Origin of the sequence: Ruminiclostridium josui JCM 17888, assembly GCF_000526495.1 — a bacterium.
GTDB lineage: Bacteria > Bacillota > Clostridia > Acetivibrionales > DSM-1351 > Ruminiclostridium > Ruminiclostridium josui.
On record NZ_JAGE01000001.1, the window covers coordinates 2,037,613 to 2,055,011 of the forward strand.

General features: G+C 32.5%; 13 protein-coding genes and 1 pseudogene. 9 read left to right on the forward strand and 5 right to left on the reverse strand.

Translation table 11 applies throughout. From position 1 onward, the window contains the following. Positions 1-359: 359 nt before the first annotated feature. The 6 genes from K412_RS20630 to K412_RS0109550 all read left to right on the forward strand — a co-directional run bounded on the left by K412_RS20630 (position 360) and on the right by K412_RS0109550 (position 5,922). Positions 360-776 carry a DUF262 domain-containing protein gene (locus K412_RS20630; protein ID WP_024832895.1) on the forward strand — a complete coding sequence of 139 codons (417 nt, stop codon included), beginning with the start codon at positions 360-362 and terminating at the stop codon, positions 774-776. Then, entirely contained in the window at positions 773-2,254 is a 1,482-nt protein-coding gene (locus tag K412_RS20635; protein ID WP_159413136.1) for a recombinase family protein, read from the forward strand. The genes K412_RS20630 and K412_RS20635 overlap by 4 nt, the downstream gene beginning before the upstream one ends. A gap of 276 nt (positions 2,255-2,530) precedes the next feature. Further along, on the forward strand, positions 2,531-3,025 hold the full coding sequence (locus K412_RS0109535; RefSeq protein ID WP_024832897.1) for an RNA polymerase sigma factor: 495 nt from the start codon (positions 2,531-2,533) through the stop codon (positions 3,023-3,025). Beyond that, positions 3,003-4,067 carry an anti sigma factor C-terminal domain-containing protein gene (locus K412_RS0109540; protein ID WP_024832898.1) on the forward strand — a complete coding sequence of 355 codons (1,065 nt, stop codon included), beginning with the start codon at positions 3,003-3,005 and terminating at the stop codon, positions 4,065-4,067. Before K412_RS0109535 ends, K412_RS0109540 begins: the two co-directional genes overlap by 23 nt. Positions 4,068-4,195: 128 nt before the next feature. Continuing rightward, positions 4,196-4,873: a hypothetical protein gene (locus K412_RS0109545; protein ID WP_024832899.1), complete on the forward strand. Its 678-nt coding sequence runs from the start codon at positions 4,196-4,198 to the stop codon at positions 4,871-4,873. A gap of 83 nt (positions 4,874-4,956) precedes the next feature. Continuing rightward, on the forward strand, positions 4,957-5,922 hold the full coding sequence (locus tag K412_RS0109550) for a S8 family peptidase (RefSeq protein ID WP_024832900.1): 966 nt from the start codon (positions 4,957-4,959) through the stop codon (positions 5,920-5,922). Positions 5,923-5,970: 48 nt separating this feature from the next. Here K412_RS0109550 and K412_RS21795 read toward each other — a convergent pair. The 4 genes and pseudogenes from K412_RS21795 to K412_RS0109570 all read right to left on the reverse strand — a co-directional run. Continuing rightward, positions 5,971-6,126: pseudogene (locus K412_RS21795) on the reverse strand (DUF255 domain-containing protein); the annotation flags it as partial. 293 nt (positions 6,127-6,419) lie between these two features. Further along, positions 6,420-7,721, reverse strand: a complete 1,302-nt coding sequence (locus K412_RS0109555) for an IS30 family transposase (RefSeq protein WP_024831370.1) — start codon at positions 7,719-7,721, stop codon at positions 6,420-6,422. Positions 7,722-7,891: 170 nt separating this feature from the next. After that, complete coding sequence (locus K412_RS0109565; protein WP_242835592.1) at positions 7,892-8,509, reverse strand: cyclase family protein; 618 nt, start codon at positions 8,507-8,509, stop codon at positions 7,892-7,894. 16 nt (positions 8,510-8,525) lie between these two features. Then, the gene (locus K412_RS0109570; protein WP_024832902.1) at positions 8,526-9,026 is read right to left on the reverse strand and encodes a P-loop nucleotide/nucleoside kinase family protein; all 501 of its coding nucleotides are present in this window, start codon (positions 9,024-9,026) and stop codon (positions 8,526-8,528) included. A gap of 601 nt (positions 9,027-9,627) precedes the next feature. Between K412_RS0109570 and K412_RS0109575 the strand changes: the two genes are divergently transcribed. Both K412_RS0109575 and K412_RS0109580 read left to right on the forward strand, forming a co-directional pair. Continuing rightward, positions 9,628-10,806, forward strand: a complete 1,179-nt coding sequence (locus K412_RS0109575) for a serine hydrolase domain-containing protein (protein ID WP_024832903.1) — start codon at positions 9,628-9,630, stop codon at positions 10,804-10,806. A 214-nt stretch (positions 10,807-11,020) separates the two neighbouring features. Continuing rightward, on the forward strand, positions 11,021-12,601 hold the full coding sequence (locus tag K412_RS0109580; protein WP_024832904.1) for a ClC family H(+)/Cl(-) exchange transporter: 1,581 nt from the start codon (positions 11,021-11,023) through the stop codon (positions 12,599-12,601). A gap of 99 nt (positions 12,602-12,700) precedes the next feature. Here the strand turns inward: K412_RS0109580 and K412_RS0109585 are convergent, their stop codons facing one another. Next, positions 12,701-15,589: a cellulose binding domain-containing protein gene (locus K412_RS0109585; RefSeq protein ID WP_024832905.1), complete on the reverse strand. Its 2,889-nt coding sequence runs from the start codon at positions 15,587-15,589 to the stop codon at positions 12,701-12,703. Positions 15,590-15,880: 291 nt separating this feature from the next. Between K412_RS0109585 and K412_RS0109590 the strand changes: the two genes are divergently transcribed. Then, positions 15,881-17,389, forward strand: coding sequence for a helix-turn-helix domain-containing protein (locus K412_RS0109590; protein WP_024832906.1), 1,509 nt, complete (start codon positions 15,881-15,883; stop codon positions 17,387-17,389). Positions 17,390-17,399 lie beyond the last annotated feature (10 nt).

The following is a 17,399-nucleotide window of genomic DNA, read 5'->3' on the forward strand; positions in this document are numbered from 1 at the left end:
AATTGCAAAAAGAAATAAAACCAAGTATAATAAAAACTGGTTGCTGTGGTGGACGAAAGTCCATACGTGTGGGTGGTGATGCACCTGCATGAGTTTCTAGGTGTTGCAAGCACTTAGAAATCACGGCAACTATTTAATTTTCCCTAAAATGATTATATCCATTATGGGATATTTTTGCAAGATGTTTATATTTTACATCTACAAGATAATAGTCCGAACTAATCCAATTAACCTTAAAAAAACCAAATTATTTATATTTCTATCTCATAATACAATTTATGTAGTGTTTGTAAAAATGTTACAATTAATGTAAAATCAATATATCTAAAAACATTATTGAGATAGTGGGGGTGTAACATATGAAAGCTATTCAAACAAGTATGTTATCATTTATGCAACAACCAAAACAACAGTTTATGATTCCTGTATACCAAAGAACATACAAGTGGACAAGGCTCAATTGCAAACAACTTTTAGATGATATTCTAAGGGTAAGTAAGTATGAGAATAGAACACATTTTATTGGCTCAATAGTATACATAACGGATGAATACTATCAAGCAACTAAAATAAATCAATTAAGTATTATAGATGGTCAGCAAAGGATTACAACAATATCATTATTGTTGTTGGCTATGTGTAAATATTTAAAGGAAAATCCAAATAACTTTGACACTATTCCAGAGGAGTTATTTAATGAATATTTGATAAATAATACATATAGGAATAAATATGAGAATGAGTTTATAAAGTTAGATTTGTTGCATTGTATTTGAGAAAATCTAGGGGCGATGAAGAGAAAGACCTTCAAAAACATAGAAATACATTGGTTGAAATTTGTGACAAAAACGGTTGGAAATATGTTGAGTATGTTGAAATTGGTTCATCCGATAGTATTGATATGAGACCTAAATTCAAACAACTATTGAACGAAATAGAAACAGAATTATACGATGCCATCCTAGTTATGGATTATGATAGATTGTCTAGGGGAGATTTAGGAGACCAAAGTAAAATAAAGAAGGCGTTTCAAAAATCAAATACACTTATTATTACTCCAAGTAAAGTTTACGACTTAAATAATGATTTAGATGATACATATAGTGATTTTCAAGGACTTTTTGCAAGACTAGAATATAAAACAATTACTAGAAGATTAAGACAAGGTAAGAAAGCAGGGGCAAAAATGGGGAATTGGACTAATGGGATTCCCCCATTCCCCTATGAATATCAAAGATGGGAAAATAAATATAATGAAAAAGGATTGGTAGTCAATGATGATAAACTTGAAATATATAGATATATAATAGGACAAGCTTTAAATAATATTACACCTCAAAATATTGCAATAGACTTGAATAAAAAGAACGTACCCAGTCCTAGTGGTAGAAAGTGGACTAATGTAACTATTCATAGAATCTTGGTTGATGAGACACATTTGGGTAAGATAATTACAAATAAAACTATAGGAGATGGACACAAAATAAAAAAGTCAAGTGCCAAGGCTTACAGAGAGTTACCTAGAAGTGAATGGAACATAGTTGAAAACTGTCACCAAGCAGTTAAAACTCAACTTGAACATGATACTATTATTGAAATAATAGAGAAGCGTAAACTTGTACCCACAAGAGCAAGGGCGTCAACTTATGAATTGAGTGGATTGATTAAGTGTGGGGTATGCGGATATGGTTCAACTTTTCAGCGTAAAAAAAATGGTTATATTCTTTTAAAACCTTGTTGGCATGTATCTGATATAGGTGAAAAATGCAGTAATAGAGGGGGAAGCTATAAGGATTTGTTAAATACCGTAAAATCAGAAGTTAAGACATTTCTTAATGATTCAATTAATCAGTTACTTAATAGCAATGAGAAAATGCTTGAGACAGATATTAAGAATTTCAAAAATGATATGAATAAAAAGCAAAAGGAATATGATAAATATATATCTGCACTTAATAAAGTAAATGAAAGCTATGAATTGGGTGATTATAAGAGGGAAGAGTGGTTACAAAGAAGAGCAAACTGGGAAACAAAAATTTATCAAACTAAAAATGAAATTGAAAGTTTAGAAAGGAAAATTGATAATTTAAAAAGGATTAATCCTGAGGATAGGATTAAATATTATAATGATATACTCTTAAACCTAGATAGTTTAAATGTCAAAGACTTAAATAATGTATATAGAAAGTTGATTAAGTCAATTGTCTGGAAGAGGGTAGGAGAGGATGCAGAAGTGGAAATTGAATATAATTAACTAACTTTACCCGATTTTATAATGAATGATTGGTGTGATTTGGCACATTAAATGGATTTGTATCAATATTCGAATTTATTGACAGTATGGATTCTACTGTTCATCTGATAAAGCTACAGTTTACAAAATACGTTCTTTTTTGTCATCGTCTCCAAAATGCTTCTGTCTCAAAGAAACTCAAAAAATATAATCAAAATATAAAAAAAGTAAAATTAAGCAAAACTTTTCATTAAAAAAAACCGTTATAAATAATGAAAGGAGCTGAGAGGTGGATGGATGGATGAATTTGAAAAAATATATATAAGTTATAACAAAAAGGTTTTTTATTATTTAAAGAACTTATGTAATAATGATAAACTTGCTGAAGACCTTACACAAGAGGTATTCTATAAAACATTAGTTTATTTATCAACTAGTGCTAGTGCGAATATAAATGTAGGTCTTTCATGGTTAATCAAAGTTGCTCATAATTTATTTATTGATTATATTAGAAAAAATAAAATTAATATAACCACATTGGATAATTTGGTAAACGTCCTAGAGGCATCATCAATAGATATTGATTTTAAAATGGATTTTGAAATTTTACTAAAGAGTATCCCCACAAAATATAGAGTTTTGTTATTACTTAATAACTATTTTAGTTTCACGTATGCAGAGATGTCAAGCATAATGAATTGTAGTGAATCGGCTATAAAGGCTTCTTTGTTTAGGGCAAGGAAAAAGTTTAAGGAGGTTTTTAAAAATTATGAAGAGAGAACAATCAAATGAATGTGAAAAGTTTCAGGAATTATTGCCCCAATTTTTAAATGGGAAACTTAATGAAGCAGATAGTGAAAGTTGTGAAAATCATCTGAAGAATTGTGATAAGTGTAAAAAAGATTTTGAACAAGCTGAACAGAATACATTATTAAATGGAGATGAAAATTCAATTGGAAGACTTAAGCATTTAAGGCTTAAATTTTTAAGAAAAATTGTAATCAGTGTTATTTGTACAATTTTAGTAATTGTTTTATTATTTGGCTTTATAGCTCCACTACTACTGAGCAGTTTATTCCACACACGTATGCAGAATACGGAACAGGCCTTAAGAGATTATGTTCAGTTTACCATACCAAGCTCTCAAATTAAGTCAATGACTATAAATCAAGGTTTATTCAGTATGACTGCAAGTTGTAAATATGAGGTTTATAGCAATGAAGGGCAATACGTAAATAATGAGATCAAGCTTGTAATGCCTAATGTATTTTTTAAATCAACAATATCAAAAGAGAATACTACTACTGATATTTTGAATTATGAGCAGATTTCTCAGGAAGGTTCAAGCACGTTAGAATCAAAATGGAACAAGCTTGAAAAAATTAAACAAGGAACAGTAACAAAACTTGCAATTTTTTTAAAAAACCCAATAAATATTGATAATGTAGAGGGGATATTTGGATCAAGAAGTGTAATGGATTATATCTGGTTTGAAATTGACACAGGTAGCAAATTTACTGAATATGATATATTGTACCCTCATTGGGGATTCCCGAAAAAATACAATTCCGGGAAGTCAGGTGTTAGAGAACTTTCATTTAAAACTGATTCTATTAATTTCAAGAATGAAATGAACAACTTTGAGAATATATCCAATTTATTAGGAATTAAGAATATTGAATCCAAGATTTCTAGTATAAATAAATATATAAGTGAGAATGGAATTAAAGTAAAATCAATAATTATACAATCATCGACTGATAATATACTGAAATTGAAAGATAATGCGGAAATATCAAATATTCAAATAATTAAAGTAGGTTTTGACTATTAACTGACTAAGTATTCTGTCAATGCCTGTAAAATAGTATTATAATTTACAAGCATTAACAGAAAAAGCATAATATGCTAATATATCTCTCGAAGTGCACTTCAAATTAATTTAACATAGGAGATATATTAATGAAAAAAATATTATCAATTTTTGTAGTATTGGCACTTGTACTTTCAGTTTGCTCTTCGAATATTTTTGCAGAATCAGGCATAAAGGTCAAATTTGAATCAAAAAATCAAGTTAAAGAATATCTTGAAAAGGCTAAAAATGGAGATGTTGAAGCAAAAGAAGCATTTCAGGATTTAAAAGCTTTTAAAAAAGAAGAAGTAAATAAGGTACTTAAGGATGTTAAACTTACCGCAGCTGAAAAAGTTAAATCAATCAAGTTTGATGATGGTAGTGAAATAGTCCTAGAAGTTAAACAAAATATAGATAACCAAGAATCTTCTGAAATCCAATTACAGGCAACAGTTCCAGTAGAATGGTCATATTTATATCAGTTGAAGGTACTTGGGATTGAAGTGGCTAGATATACGGTTATAATGAATTATGAATATGATACGTCCGCGTCCTCAAAGTATTGCTCTAATATGACTTCTTCTGACGCTGGGAGTTCCGTATTCCCATATACTGTTATTGATAAAGGTACTACTCCAATTAAGACATCTGGTTCAGAAGTAAAGTGTAAAGGGGAAGCTCAAGTTAAAGTAGATAAAGGTGTCACTTTCATGAATTATACTGTATTTTTAACATGTTATGGGTATAAGGATTTTACTAGTAACTACTCTACATATATTACAACATGATATATTTTAAACAGTACTGTATATGACAATGGAAATAGTATAGGAGATTTTCTCCTATATTATTTTTAGCGATGGTGGGGAATATGAACATAGAAAAAAACAAAATTACAAGTTTTCAAATTATATTGAGTGTTTCTATATTAATATTGTTAATAGGGTCTATTATATTTAGGTTGTCTTTTAGAAAGGATTTTAATGATTATTATTTTGAAGACCAGTGGTATCTTAAAAACATTAACTATATGAATTCATTAAAATTTATAGATAAAGATGAAATTCAAAAGGTAAAAGTAGCGTTGATAGATGGGCCTGTTGATACGGATAGTAATGATTTAACAAAAGGTGACATTATTGTAAAATATATACCTAGAAATTTAGTAAATAAGAAATTTGATACAAGTCATGCTACACATCTTTGTAGTATAATGATTGCTAATAGTAATAACAAAGAAGGAATATCAGGATTAATACATGGTGCGAAAGTCTTTTCTTATGTTATAACAGATGGGGAAAATTCTGCAAAATCTAATGATGTTATCGATGCTATTAATGCTGCAATTAATGATAAGGTAGATGTAATTAATTTAAGTTTTGGAAGTTATCGCTATTCCAAACAGGAGGAGGATTTAATTAACAAGGCTTTAAATAATAATATTGTTGTTGTTGCATCTTATGGAAATAATGGAGAGAAAAGAGGTATGTATCCTGCTATATATACCGGGGTCATATCTGTAGGAGCTGTTGATAAGGATAATGATTTGACTATATTTTCAAATTACGGAGAAAGCTTAAGCGTCGTCGCCCCTGGCTACGAAATCATGGGTATAACAGGAAAGAGGAAATATAGAAAAATTTCAGGTACTTCCCAAGCAACTGCAATAGTTTCTTCTCTTGCTGCTGCTATCAAATCAAAGGATAAATCGTTATCCCCTATAGAAGTTAAAAGTATAATTGAGAATTCATGCAAGAAAATAGATAAAGGTAGTAATCAACAATATTATGGGCATGGACTAATAGATTATGAGAAGGCATTGAAAAGTATAACTTAAGAATTTTTGTTCACAGATAAGTCTATAATTCTCTGTTTATTAGTATATTTTAAAAACATGACACCAGTGACAGGTTGAATAGCCAATGGAAAGAAAAATTGGCTTATCTTCGCTTACTGCACGGGCAAATGCTTCAGGGCCCCAAGGATACCAATCAACTGGGTTGTGAGCGTGTTGGAGAAAGTATGGGGATTTTTCGTTGATTAGTCTATTGGTTTGCTTACTATAATATTCAAATCAAAATTACCGTTAATTGAAAAGTTAAATTCCACTGTAAATTTTAATTCCACAATGAAGAGTAAATTCCACTAAATCAAGTCTTTGAACTATATTCTTTGTGCCTGAAATATAGTATAATAAGCATACAGAAAATTGCTCTGAAGAAAAAATTGCATGGCAAACAGCCGACTGGAGGATTTTTTGTAAAACTAAATTCCACTCGGAATAGAGTTGATATTGAGGTTTCTATCCGCAGTTTTAACTCTTGGTTTGTGTTTCTATTTCAGCAGTTTTGGTTTTAGGATGATATCGTCGCAGGATATCTCTCTTAGTCCGAATGCATTTAATGCATGTTTTTCCAGTAGCAATTGAGCCAGTTCTAATGGGGTTCTACCATTTAGACTGGCTCTTGCTGTACTGTTAATATGATTTGCAAGTCTTGTTACATCCCATTGCGTCAGTTTATCAAAGGATGAGCCTTTGGGAAGAACAGAACGTATATATTCGTGGTTCTTTTCTATACCTGGTTTTTGCCACGAAGCCATAGGATCACAAAAAAATATGGATGTGCGTATGGTATTATCAATCCCACATTCCAGTCCTTCTGGGTTTGAAAATTCCGTACCTCTGTCTGTTAAAATAACTGGAAATGTGTTGTAGAAGCCGATAGGAGACATTTTTTCTTCCAGATGGTCAAATGTTTTTTTAACAGAAGTTGCTGTCTTATCTGGCAATAGATAAATTAACATCAATTTGCAGCTGCGAAAGAATAATGTAAGTAGTACTTTTCGGCTACCCTCACAACCGACTACTGTATCCATTTCAACAACATTCGTCTCTGGATGGGCTTCCATATATTTCATGAAATCATTATAAGTTCGTCCTTCAAAAATCCCTGTATCTTTGGCTTTTGGTCTGTCTTGTTTGCGAGGCTTATACTTTACTTTTCTGGGGAGATCAATGTTTTTCACAGATAACACACCAGATGCAATATAATTATAAATTGTTTTTTCAGAACATTTTATTTCGGGATGATTTTTAAGTATTTGGTACGGAGTCTGCCCCTGCAAAATTAAAGGTGTGACAATTGCATCCATCTGATTAAGTGAATCTTCAGATATATTGATTCCATTTCTAGATTCAACAAGGATAGTCTTATATTGACGATTAGCCTGAGTTGCTTTGTAGAAATATTTATCAAGCCTGCATCCAGCTTTTTTAGAACAACCGTTACAAACAAAAGGAGCCTTTAATACTTTACTGCATATTTCATTTTTAAACTGGTCACAATGGGTATTACAAGCATTACATGTTCTGCATTGCTTCTTACAAGCAACAGTACGTTTGCAGACATTTGTAAGGCCACATTTACCACGATGAACACAATGATTATGGGATACAAAATTGTTTCTAGAAGTAAGAGAACGGTGTTTCTTGACTTCCTTTGAAACAGTAGTAGGGTCTTTGCACAAATATTTCGCAATCACTTTAAAAGGTAAATTGTTGTCTAGTGATTTTTCAATAAAAATCCTATTATCAAGGGTGAGATGTTTTTGGTTTCCTGGTATTAAATTAGACATAATTAACTCCTTTCACTGCGGATTGGGAAACCAAAATTAATTATACATGAAGTAGTGGAATTTACGTAAGACTAAATTCTACTCTAACTTTTTAAAAGTGGAATTTACTTTTTCATTCAACAAAATCAAAATTATTGACAGAGAAAGCTTGTCATATGTACTTTTTAACATTATATTATCCTTGCAACAGCTCTTGTCATTGAACTATCAGCCTTTATCTTTAATGGGAAGGCTATAACCTCAAACCTGTCTATATTAAGTAGTTGGTCAAGATTTGTCAAATTCTCCATGACATATATATTATTCTTAAACAGTAATTTATGAATTTCAAAAGGGTATCTATCTGGAGCAGGAATGTCCATTCCAACCATTTTTATATTCTTCTCTATCAGGAACTTACAAAGTTCAATATCCATGCAAGGATAGTTTTCATAATACTCTTTTGCACCATAATATGTATCAAAGCCTGTATATAGCAATACAATGCTATTCTCTTTTACCAATGTATCGTATTCAGCTTTCAATTTAATTATTGCTTGATTTCTTACATCCAGTACACACCCATCTGCAATGAATGATTCTAGAGATAATTCAGAAATATATTGATTGCAATCAGTCAAATGCATTGGAGAGTCAATATGTGTACCTGAATGCATGCTAATATCCAGTCTATGATTATTGTGCTTATCTGCACTCAAATATTTTATTTGATGCAAATTAGTCTTTATGTCACCTGGATAAACTGGCATATTATCTTCAATTTCATGTGATAAATCAATTAGTTTCATTATCATTTTGCCCCCTTTATAAAATACTGCTTAACAAATAATTGCATACACTATTGGATACTTCCTCTTTATTCAATGTTGTTGTATCAAGCTGGTAGTCTGATTTCATTTCCTTTATTTTCCAATTATGTTCAATAACTTTACTAATTCCAACCAGTTTGGATGTATTTCTTTCTTTTATTCTTCTCTCAACTTCATTATCTTGGCAAAAAAGAGTTATATGACGAACATCAAAACCTTCATTTTGAAGTAACCCTTTTAATCTTTGAATTCTCTCCTCACTTGGAAAAACAAACCCTAACACAATATTCCTTTTATCATATTTTCTAAAGTTAATACAACAAGATACCATATTGTCTTGAATTAAGTTTAGCCAATCATTTGTATTCTCAAGTGGAACAATTCTTCCTATATCATCCCCATCTAATAAAGCAAATCCATTGTGTAATTTGTCTTGCAATCCTTTTAATAAGGTTGACTTTCCAACACCTGGGGCTGAATTTATAATAAAAACCATAAAAGTACCTCCTTCACTTTGGTACAGAACTATTTACAAACCTTTTTTTGAGGTAATTATATTTTACCATTATGTCTCATGGATTCAACAAAAACTTATATAGCTGATATACTACAGCCTACATGCAATAAAGGAAGCCTCAAATCGACTTCTAAGACTTCCTTTATCCTGCCAACTTCTCTTTAAACTTCCTTACTGCTCTTCTTGCTGTAGACTGTGATATGTTCAGATAAGCTGATAATTTAAAGCGGAGATGAATCTTGGGGTATATGCAATCGAGAATGTACCTTGCCCAGTCCCTACGACTTTAAAACATCGCATAAAAAAAGTAGCTACCATACTCAGATACAGAAATTCCAGCCGCATCCTCATATGTTTTATACTCATCAATTTGCTCTTGACGTATATCTGGTTCAGTAGCTGGTTTACTCTTGATTATACCAAATTCACCTGCATTAATACTTTTTACACCCCAAATACTGTAATAGTCATCATCATTGAGATTTTTCGTTAATTAATTCTACTCTTTTGATTGACTTATTAATTACCACAATATAACATATTATAGTAATATTTTATAGTCTATTTTGCAAAGGATAATATGAAGAAAAAGTTAATTTTTATGATTTGTTTTTCAATAATAGCTTCTCTTGGGATAATACTATTATTGAATCAATATTATATTCGAGACAAAAAGCCTTTAGAATTTAATTCCGTCAAGCAAATTGGTATTGAAGGTCTACAAGAGTATTATAAGATTCCAGGTTTCACTTATTGTATTATAAGAGATGGAAAAATTATTAAAATGGATGCTTTAGGATACATATTTGACGGCTCCAAAAGAAAGGTTTCTATTGAAGACAAATTTCAAATTGGTTCCTGTGGTAAATCCTATACCGCTTTAATCGCTTCAAAATTAGTTGAAAAAGGACTTATAAGTTGGGATACAAAAATCTTTGATCTATTTCCTGAATGGATGAATAATTCAAACCAAGCATATTATTCGATTACTTTGAAAGATTTACTTTCACACAAGACATTATTACAACCGTTGAATACATTTAATGGAAGAAAAGACTTTTTTAGAAAGAAAATTATTTATACAAATATACCCAATTTCGCGGGTAATCAGCAAGAAAGAAGGTTTCAATTTTGCAAATATGTGCTTACACTTCCACCAGTCAAAAGTACTGAAATGAATTATGCGAATTCCGGGTATAGTTTGGCAGGAGTAATGCTGGAAAAAGTATCAGGAAAATCATGGGAAGATTTAGCACTGGAAACTGCCCGAGACATTGGAGTTTCAATCAGTTTTGGCAACCCTAATAATATTGATAGGGAACAGCCTTGGGGGCATAAAGTGGGCTGGTTTGGTAAAAGAGTTCCAATATCACCAGAGAATTATACTCATTTTATAAACCCAATATCATCTCCAGCAGGAAATATAAATATATCAATTAAAGATATGGCCAAATATGTTAATATCTATCTTGAAGGGCTTAATGGAAAGGATGGATATATAACTTCTCAGACCTGTAAATACCTACTTAGTGGCATTCCAAAATATGCAATGGGTTGGTACAATGAAGCTGATAGTGAAACAATCTTTTATCATTATGGTAGTGAGGGTACTTTTTATTCCAATGTTATGATATTCAAAGAACTAAATTCTGCAATAATTATACTAACTAACGCACCTGGTTGCAACGATACCTTGAATTTTTTAAATGATTTACGCAATTACCTTAAGGGTAAATTTATTTACGAAAATATAGTATAACTTAAGTGGGTATAGACCATTACAAAGAGTATATACTCTGTATATTTTTTTAACTGTCCCATATATTTCTGAAAACAGGTGTATTATAATAATGAAGGACCAGAGGAAAGAAGTCATTATCCATAATTTACAGAGACTAGACATTTATTAATCAATAGTGGTAGAGATATTTAAGGATATTTTCTATAATGAGTTAATATATAAAGAGAGCAGGTTGGACAGGTTGAGTAAAAATAGTACAACTAATATTTTATCGAATTGGTATGATTTTAGGCTAAAGATAATTATTGAAGGTATGATAGTAGGTGTCATTGCTGGAATAGTTGTTGTATTTTATAGATATTTATTAGAGAAAGCACTTCAATTTTCTAAGCATATGTATGTATTGCAATTGAGGAATTACTGGATGATTCCCATATGGCTCATAGCCTTAATTGTAAGCGGATGGATTGTGGGAATACTTGTAAAAAAAGAACCTATGATTTCAGGAAGTGGGATTCCACAAGTTGAGGGGGTAGTATTACGAAAACTTCAAATGAACTGGTGGAAAGTTATATTAGGTAAATTTGCTGGGGGACTATTATGCATATGTGCTGGATTATCCCTGGGAAGAGAAGGCCCATCTATTCAAATTGGTGCTGCTACTGGACAGGGCTTTAGCCGGTTGTTTAAAAGAATCAAACTCGAAGAGAAATTTCTAATAACATGTGGAGCAAGCGCCGGACTCGCTGCTGCTTTTAATGCACCATTTGCAGGAGTTATTTTTGCATTGGAGGAAATGCATAAAAATTTTTCACCTGTGGTTATGACTTCAGCACTGGCAGCATCTTTAACAGCAGACTTTGTTTCAAAAGAGTTCTTTGGTATGACACCTGTATTTGATTTTAAACATATTAGTGCAATTCCGCTGAATAATTATTTATTTTTATTAGTTTTAGGAGTAGTTGTTGGATTACTTGGAATAGTGTTTAACAAAACTATTTTTTTAACACAGAATATCTATGCAAAGCAAAAATGGCTTCCATCAGAAGCTAAACCGATAATAGCGTTTTTAGCGGCAGGAATAGTAGGATTGACCATGCCTGAAGTATTGGGTGGGGGAAGTGACATCGTAATATCTCTATCTACAGTATCTTTTCCTTTAATCACATTATTACTTATTTTGGTGGTTAAGTTTTTATTTACCATGATAAGTTATGGCTCATCTGCACCAGGTGGAATATTCATGCCTCTTTTGGTTATAGGAGCACTCATTGGTGTTATCTATGGCAATATTTCAAATTTTATGTTGGGATTTAACCAAACCTATATTCCCAACCTTATTATTTTTGCTATGGCCGGGTATTTTGCAGCTACTGTAAAGGCGCCAATTACAGGGTGTATATTAATTACTGAAATGACAGGTTCTTTTTCACATTTGCTTTCCATTGGACTGGTATGCTTAACAGCATATATTGTTGCGGATGTTTTAAACTCAAGACCTATATATGAAGTATTACTGGAAAGAATTTTAAATAAAGAGAATAATATTTTTATTGGTAAGAAGGATACTAAAGTAATCATTGAAACTGCAATTTCCATGGGCTCATTGTTGGAAGGTAAAAAGATAAAGGAAGTTGAGTGGCCTGCCCATTGTTTAATTGTTGGAGTTAAAAGGGGGGGAGTTGAACTAATTCCAAATGGAGACACTAAACTTCTTACAGGTGATTACCTTATTGTGTTGTCTAATGAAAATTACGCTTCAGAAGTAAGGGAATGTTTATCTGAAGCAGGTGAAAAATTTAACATTCCATAAAGTAAACCAGAACTACGGTTACATTAAAAAGACAAAACCAGCTCCCCAAGACAAATTAATGCCATAGGAAGCTGGTTTAATAATTTTAATTTTCTGACTTTATCTTTGCTCTATGGTTACATCATCAAATGATACAATTCCTCTTGCATAGTTAGATGCATCACCAAGTCTACAATAAATTTTTGCGGTTGTATTGCTTCCTGAGTTGAAATCAACATATATCTGTGTCCATTCATTATTTGTATCAACAACGGAACTGGACACTGAAAGGCCTGTTCCGGAGATTACAGCCAGATTTGCACCACCAGCTCCGGAGATTACGCTTTTTGTTTTTACCCAAGCACTAAAACGATAATCAGTGTTAGGTAAAACATCTATTTCGTTGCTCAAATAAGAATAGTTTGCAGCCTGACTAGACATTATAGTGGCTGAATGCACACCACTGTGAGGTTGCTGGTTATCTAAAGTATGTATAGAGAAGGTATCCGAGTCCTTATTAGAACTATAGAAAGTCCATCTGGAGGCTCTATTTGGTGAAGTCTGTTTTGGAAGTTCAAATCCTAGATTATAATCCTTTTCAAGCTTAATATCATCAAACCATGCTGTGCCGCTTGAGCTGAGCGATAATTGTAATTTCAGATTGGTGTTACTTTCTGAGTACCAGCGCATATATACCGGAGTCCAGTCTTGAGTACCAGCTATTGAATTACTAAATAAGTTATCCATTATACCAGGGGTTGACGACGGAACGAGAACATTCAGACATGCACCTCTGCCATAAGTAGCAGAAACATTTGAGGTTTTTATATATCCGCTAATCAGATAATAGGTATTTGGCTCTACAGTTGTATTAAGTTCATAATATCCAGTGGCATAAATATCATTTCCAGTAATGCATGCAGAGTAGTTGCCACTCTTAACAACATTTTGATCTAAATATGTTTCTCCAAACCAAGCATTGTGAGTCCAGCCAGATGGTGTACCATCTGCATTTAATGATTCAAATCCTGGATTAGGGATATCTTGAGAATATAAATTCATTCTTGAAACATAAATAGTAAATTGCTGAGAATAATTATTAATAGGTATTCCCGAAGAATCTTTGTTATAAGCAGTTACGGTTACATTATAGGAGTTACCTGCCTGTGAAACCTGAGGTACCCATTCTATTGTTTTGGTAGTGCTGTTATAGGACGCTCCATTAGGTAGTCCGGAAACATTCAAATAAACCTCATCGTTTTCAGGATCCGTAGTTTGCAAAATAATTTTAAATGGCTTATTTGGGTAAGCATTTACATCACTAAGATCATTTGAGATATGAGGGCACTTGTTTTGGGGATTAGTGAAATTATATTTTAATGTAGGATCACCAAGGAGGATGTATTCAGGTCTAACATTAACATATTTATCCTGAAACCTTGAGACTACATTTTTAAAGGCGGTGCCTATACAATTGCTTTTCAAATCTTCAAAATATTGAGGATCAACATAAAAACCACTGCTGATGGTTATTCCCGTAACATTATAAACATTTGATTCACCTGTAGTACTGTTTCTGTTGAACAGAAAAGTAGCACCGAGATTGCTTCTACTAAAATCACAGGCTGAACAGGAATTAATGTGAAGATAGTTTACTTTGACAGTTATGTCGTTAATATCGTCTATAGACGGTTGTTCAAAACTAGCGGCATCCTCTGAACCATTTGGATAGGATGGAATGGTCCAGCTTTCCTGACTTGAATGGATAATCTCATACCCTAGTCTGTATTCTCCTTGAAGAAGATCTAAAAAACTGTCTTTAGTTGTTGAAGATTTATTTGATATACTATAAATATCTTTTTCTAAATTTGATAATCCAGATACCATATCAGGTTCATATTCTACAAAATCATCGTCAGCAAAGCAAAAGCCTTTAGGCTCATAAGTCATATTTCTACCCGCCATACGGAAGGCATGAATTTTTGAAAGGTATTCTGAAGTTTTTTGGCTTGCTTGTTGGTCAGAATCTGAAATAGCTCCTGCAGATATTCTGCCATAAATCATATCAGGTGCACTTGTATCAGGATTGTAAGATGATTCATATAAACCGTCTCCATCCAAGTCAGACCAATTGCTCATATCTGCATAAAAAAGGTCTGTTGGTACTCTGTCGTTGGAAGTAGGACTTGATTCCCAATAAGCATTAGGAATTGATGGGGCAGAACCTATAATTACAAAGCCCTTATAACCTTGATCGTAGTATCCGCGAATTACTTGTTTCAAGTCATCAGGATTTTCGCAAACATAGAAATTTTCATCTCCTGAAAAGTTGCTGTCCGGTACGTTGTTAACTTTTATGAGTGTAGGGGACCAATCCTCATTTGCTAAATCTGACAAGTATGTATTTAAATCACTTTGGCATGCGCTATATATGTTACTGCTTGCAATTACCAGAAACCCCTTGGTAGGGTCAAAAACTGGTTCAGAACCCCATATTTTAATGTTATTTATATAAGCAGGTGTTTTGCTCCACTCGGTATAATCGGTATTTGTCAAGTTGAAGGAATAATCATTCGCTTGGTTGTAAATTGATCCATCAGCTTTAGAAATACTTGCGTTAAGCTCAATGCTAGTATTTGGAGCAAGGGACATGCTTGACGGAAAACTTATTTCCAGATAGTTATCGGCATTGACAGTGGGTTCGGTCATGTCTATAAAGCTACCTGTTACTCCCGGAACATTACAATTGAAATTCTGTGTACTATTACTGTCTTTAGTAAAATAGTATCTAATAGTAACTGCTGACATATTTAAAGAGCTTGCTCCATAATTGCAAATCTTAAAATTAGGAGTTATAGTTGCTGATGATGGAGAGGTACTATTCATATACATCTCAACTCTTAAAGCGCTGCCTGCAGCATTAACAGGTTGATTTGCAACGAATGAAAATATTTGGAATAAAAGCAAAAATATTAAGGTTGCAGAAATTATTTTACTTCTTTTTTGCATAAGAATCTCCTTTATTTAACTAAGTAGTTTTATTTATTGAAAGCTGGCCAGCTAACAATTCAAATAGTAAATGATGAATATTGCAGGACTTGAAGTTACATATATATATAATAAATAATGCATAAATGTTTCAATAAAACATTTATGCATTATTTTACCATTACGTTTTTATTTAATCAAACTTTTTTGACAGTTAGGTTTATAAATTGTCAAAAATGTCGAGTAATGATACTCGGATTACTGTATAATAAAATCACTTCCGCAAGTTATAACTTAGAAGGAGGATAGAATTTGGATTATTTCATTGAAATATGCGCAATTATAACTTTTATAGAGCAACGAATAAAGCAGAAGCTTGATTTTACTGAACTAGAAAAAATCTTGAACTTTTCTTATCGTCACATAAGAGGGATATTTAAGATACGAACCAACATGTCTTTGTCGCGTTACATTATGATTCGAAAGATTGCTAATTGTGCTCTTGAAATTGTTTCGACACCAAAAAGCCTGACAACAATAGCTTTCGAATATGGCTTTGACCACTATGATACTTTTACTCGGGCTTTTAAGCGTGAAACAGGTATCAGGCCATCAGAATTTAAAAAATCTGGACTTGTGTGCGGAAGAAAGCACATTTGTTTGGGCGTATATGCTCCGGCTATTTTAAATCTTAATCAAGAATCTGTCCTTCAAAATTTATCGGAGGTTGATTTTGTGAGTAAAACTTTTAAAACACAGGATAGTTGTATTCTTTATGGTGTACCTAAAGTGTATTATGGACGTAATGTTGACGGTGGTTGGCAAGGTACTCCATTTCCAATGTGCCTACAGGCTGTGCTGAATTACATGGGACAAAATGTCCATTATTCATATATTATGGCAGCATCAGGTGCATCATTTCGATTAAGATGGAATGTAAATGGTTGGGATTTAAGTGCTGTTGATATTAGAAATATCTATGAAAAACCGTTAATGCCGTTTGAACTGGCATTTAAAGCAGTAGGAAGAAAGTTTAAAATTCTAAATAAAGATTCCAATTCATATAGCAAGAAAGATTTTATTAATCTCATTAAGTTAGAAATTGATGAGGGGCGTCCAGTGATTGCCCTTGGAGTTGTTGGTCCACCTGAAGCCAGCATCATAACAGGTTACAAAGATAATTGTGAAACTGTATTAGGGTGGAGTTTGTTTCAAGATAATATGGAGTTTTCAGAAAATATTACTTTTGATGAATCTGGGTATTTTATCTGCAATAATTGGTGGGAAAATACAGAAGCAGTTATGTCAATTGGTGAAGAAATTTCTGTAATGTCTTCAATGAAAGAGCTGCTTGAAAATGCTTATTATCTACTCACTACAGATACAATCCAGGTGGAAAAGCGCAGTACATATTTTGGAGGGCAAAAAGCCTACTCTGCATGGGCCAGTGCTATGGAAGATGATTTAAATTTCTCAAAACAAACACCGCTTTCCTTGCAAATAGAGCATATGATGTGCTTTGGTGATGCCGTAACAATGGTGGGTGAAGGCCGCTCATATGCGGCAGGATATATAAACTGGATAGGAGAAACAAATCCGGAAGTGTCAAATGAATGTAGAAATTGTGCAGGATACCTTAATGCCGTAGCCGATTGTGTAACAAAAATGTCGAATATACTAGGAGGCTTTGGCGGTGAGGATGCAGTACAAAAAATTACTGATAAAGAAATCAGAATGCAAATTGTTTCTTTAATAAAACTGGCACAGCGGAATGAGGCTAAGGCTTGTGATGAATTAAAAACCTTAATTAGCAAGGTATAAGAACTTTTTT

Excerpts from the sequence above, each read along its gene's own strand:
- K412_RS20630 (WP_024832895.1), top strand. The coding sequence starts at position 360 with ATGAAAGCTATTCAAACAAGTATGTTATCATTTATGCAACAACCAAAA.
- K412_RS0109535 (WP_024832897.1), top strand. The coding sequence starts at position 2,531 with ATGGATGAATTTGAAAAAATATATATAAGTTATAACAAAAAGGTTTTT.
- K412_RS0109540 (WP_024832898.1), top strand. The coding sequence starts at position 3,003 with ATGAAGAGAGAACAATCAAATGAATGTGAAAAGTTTCAGGAATTATTG.
- K412_RS0109545 (WP_024832899.1), top strand. The coding sequence starts at position 4,196 with ATGAAAAAAATATTATCAATTTTTGTAGTATTGGCACTTGTACTTTCA.
- K412_RS0109550 (WP_024832900.1), top strand. The coding sequence starts at position 4,957 with ATGAACATAGAAAAAAACAAAATTACAAGTTTTCAAATTATATTGAGT.
- K412_RS0109555 (WP_024831370.1), bottom strand. The coding sequence starts at position 7,721 with ATGTCTAATTTAATACCAGGAAACCAAAAACATCTCACCCTTGATAAT.
- K412_RS0109565 (WP_242835592.1), bottom strand. The coding sequence starts at position 8,509 with ATGAAACTAATTGATTTATCACATGAAATTGAAGATAATATGCCAGTT.
- K412_RS0109570 (WP_024832902.1), bottom strand. The coding sequence starts at position 9,026 with ATGGTTTTTATTATAAATTCAGCCCCAGGTGTTGGAAAGTCAACCTTA.
- K412_RS0109575 (WP_024832903.1), top strand. The coding sequence starts at position 9,628 with ATGAAGAAAAAGTTAATTTTTATGATTTGTTTTTCAATAATAGCTTCT.
- K412_RS0109585 (WP_024832905.1), bottom strand. The coding sequence starts at position 15,589 with ATGCAAAAAAGAAGTAAAATAATTTCTGCAACCTTAATATTTTTGCTT.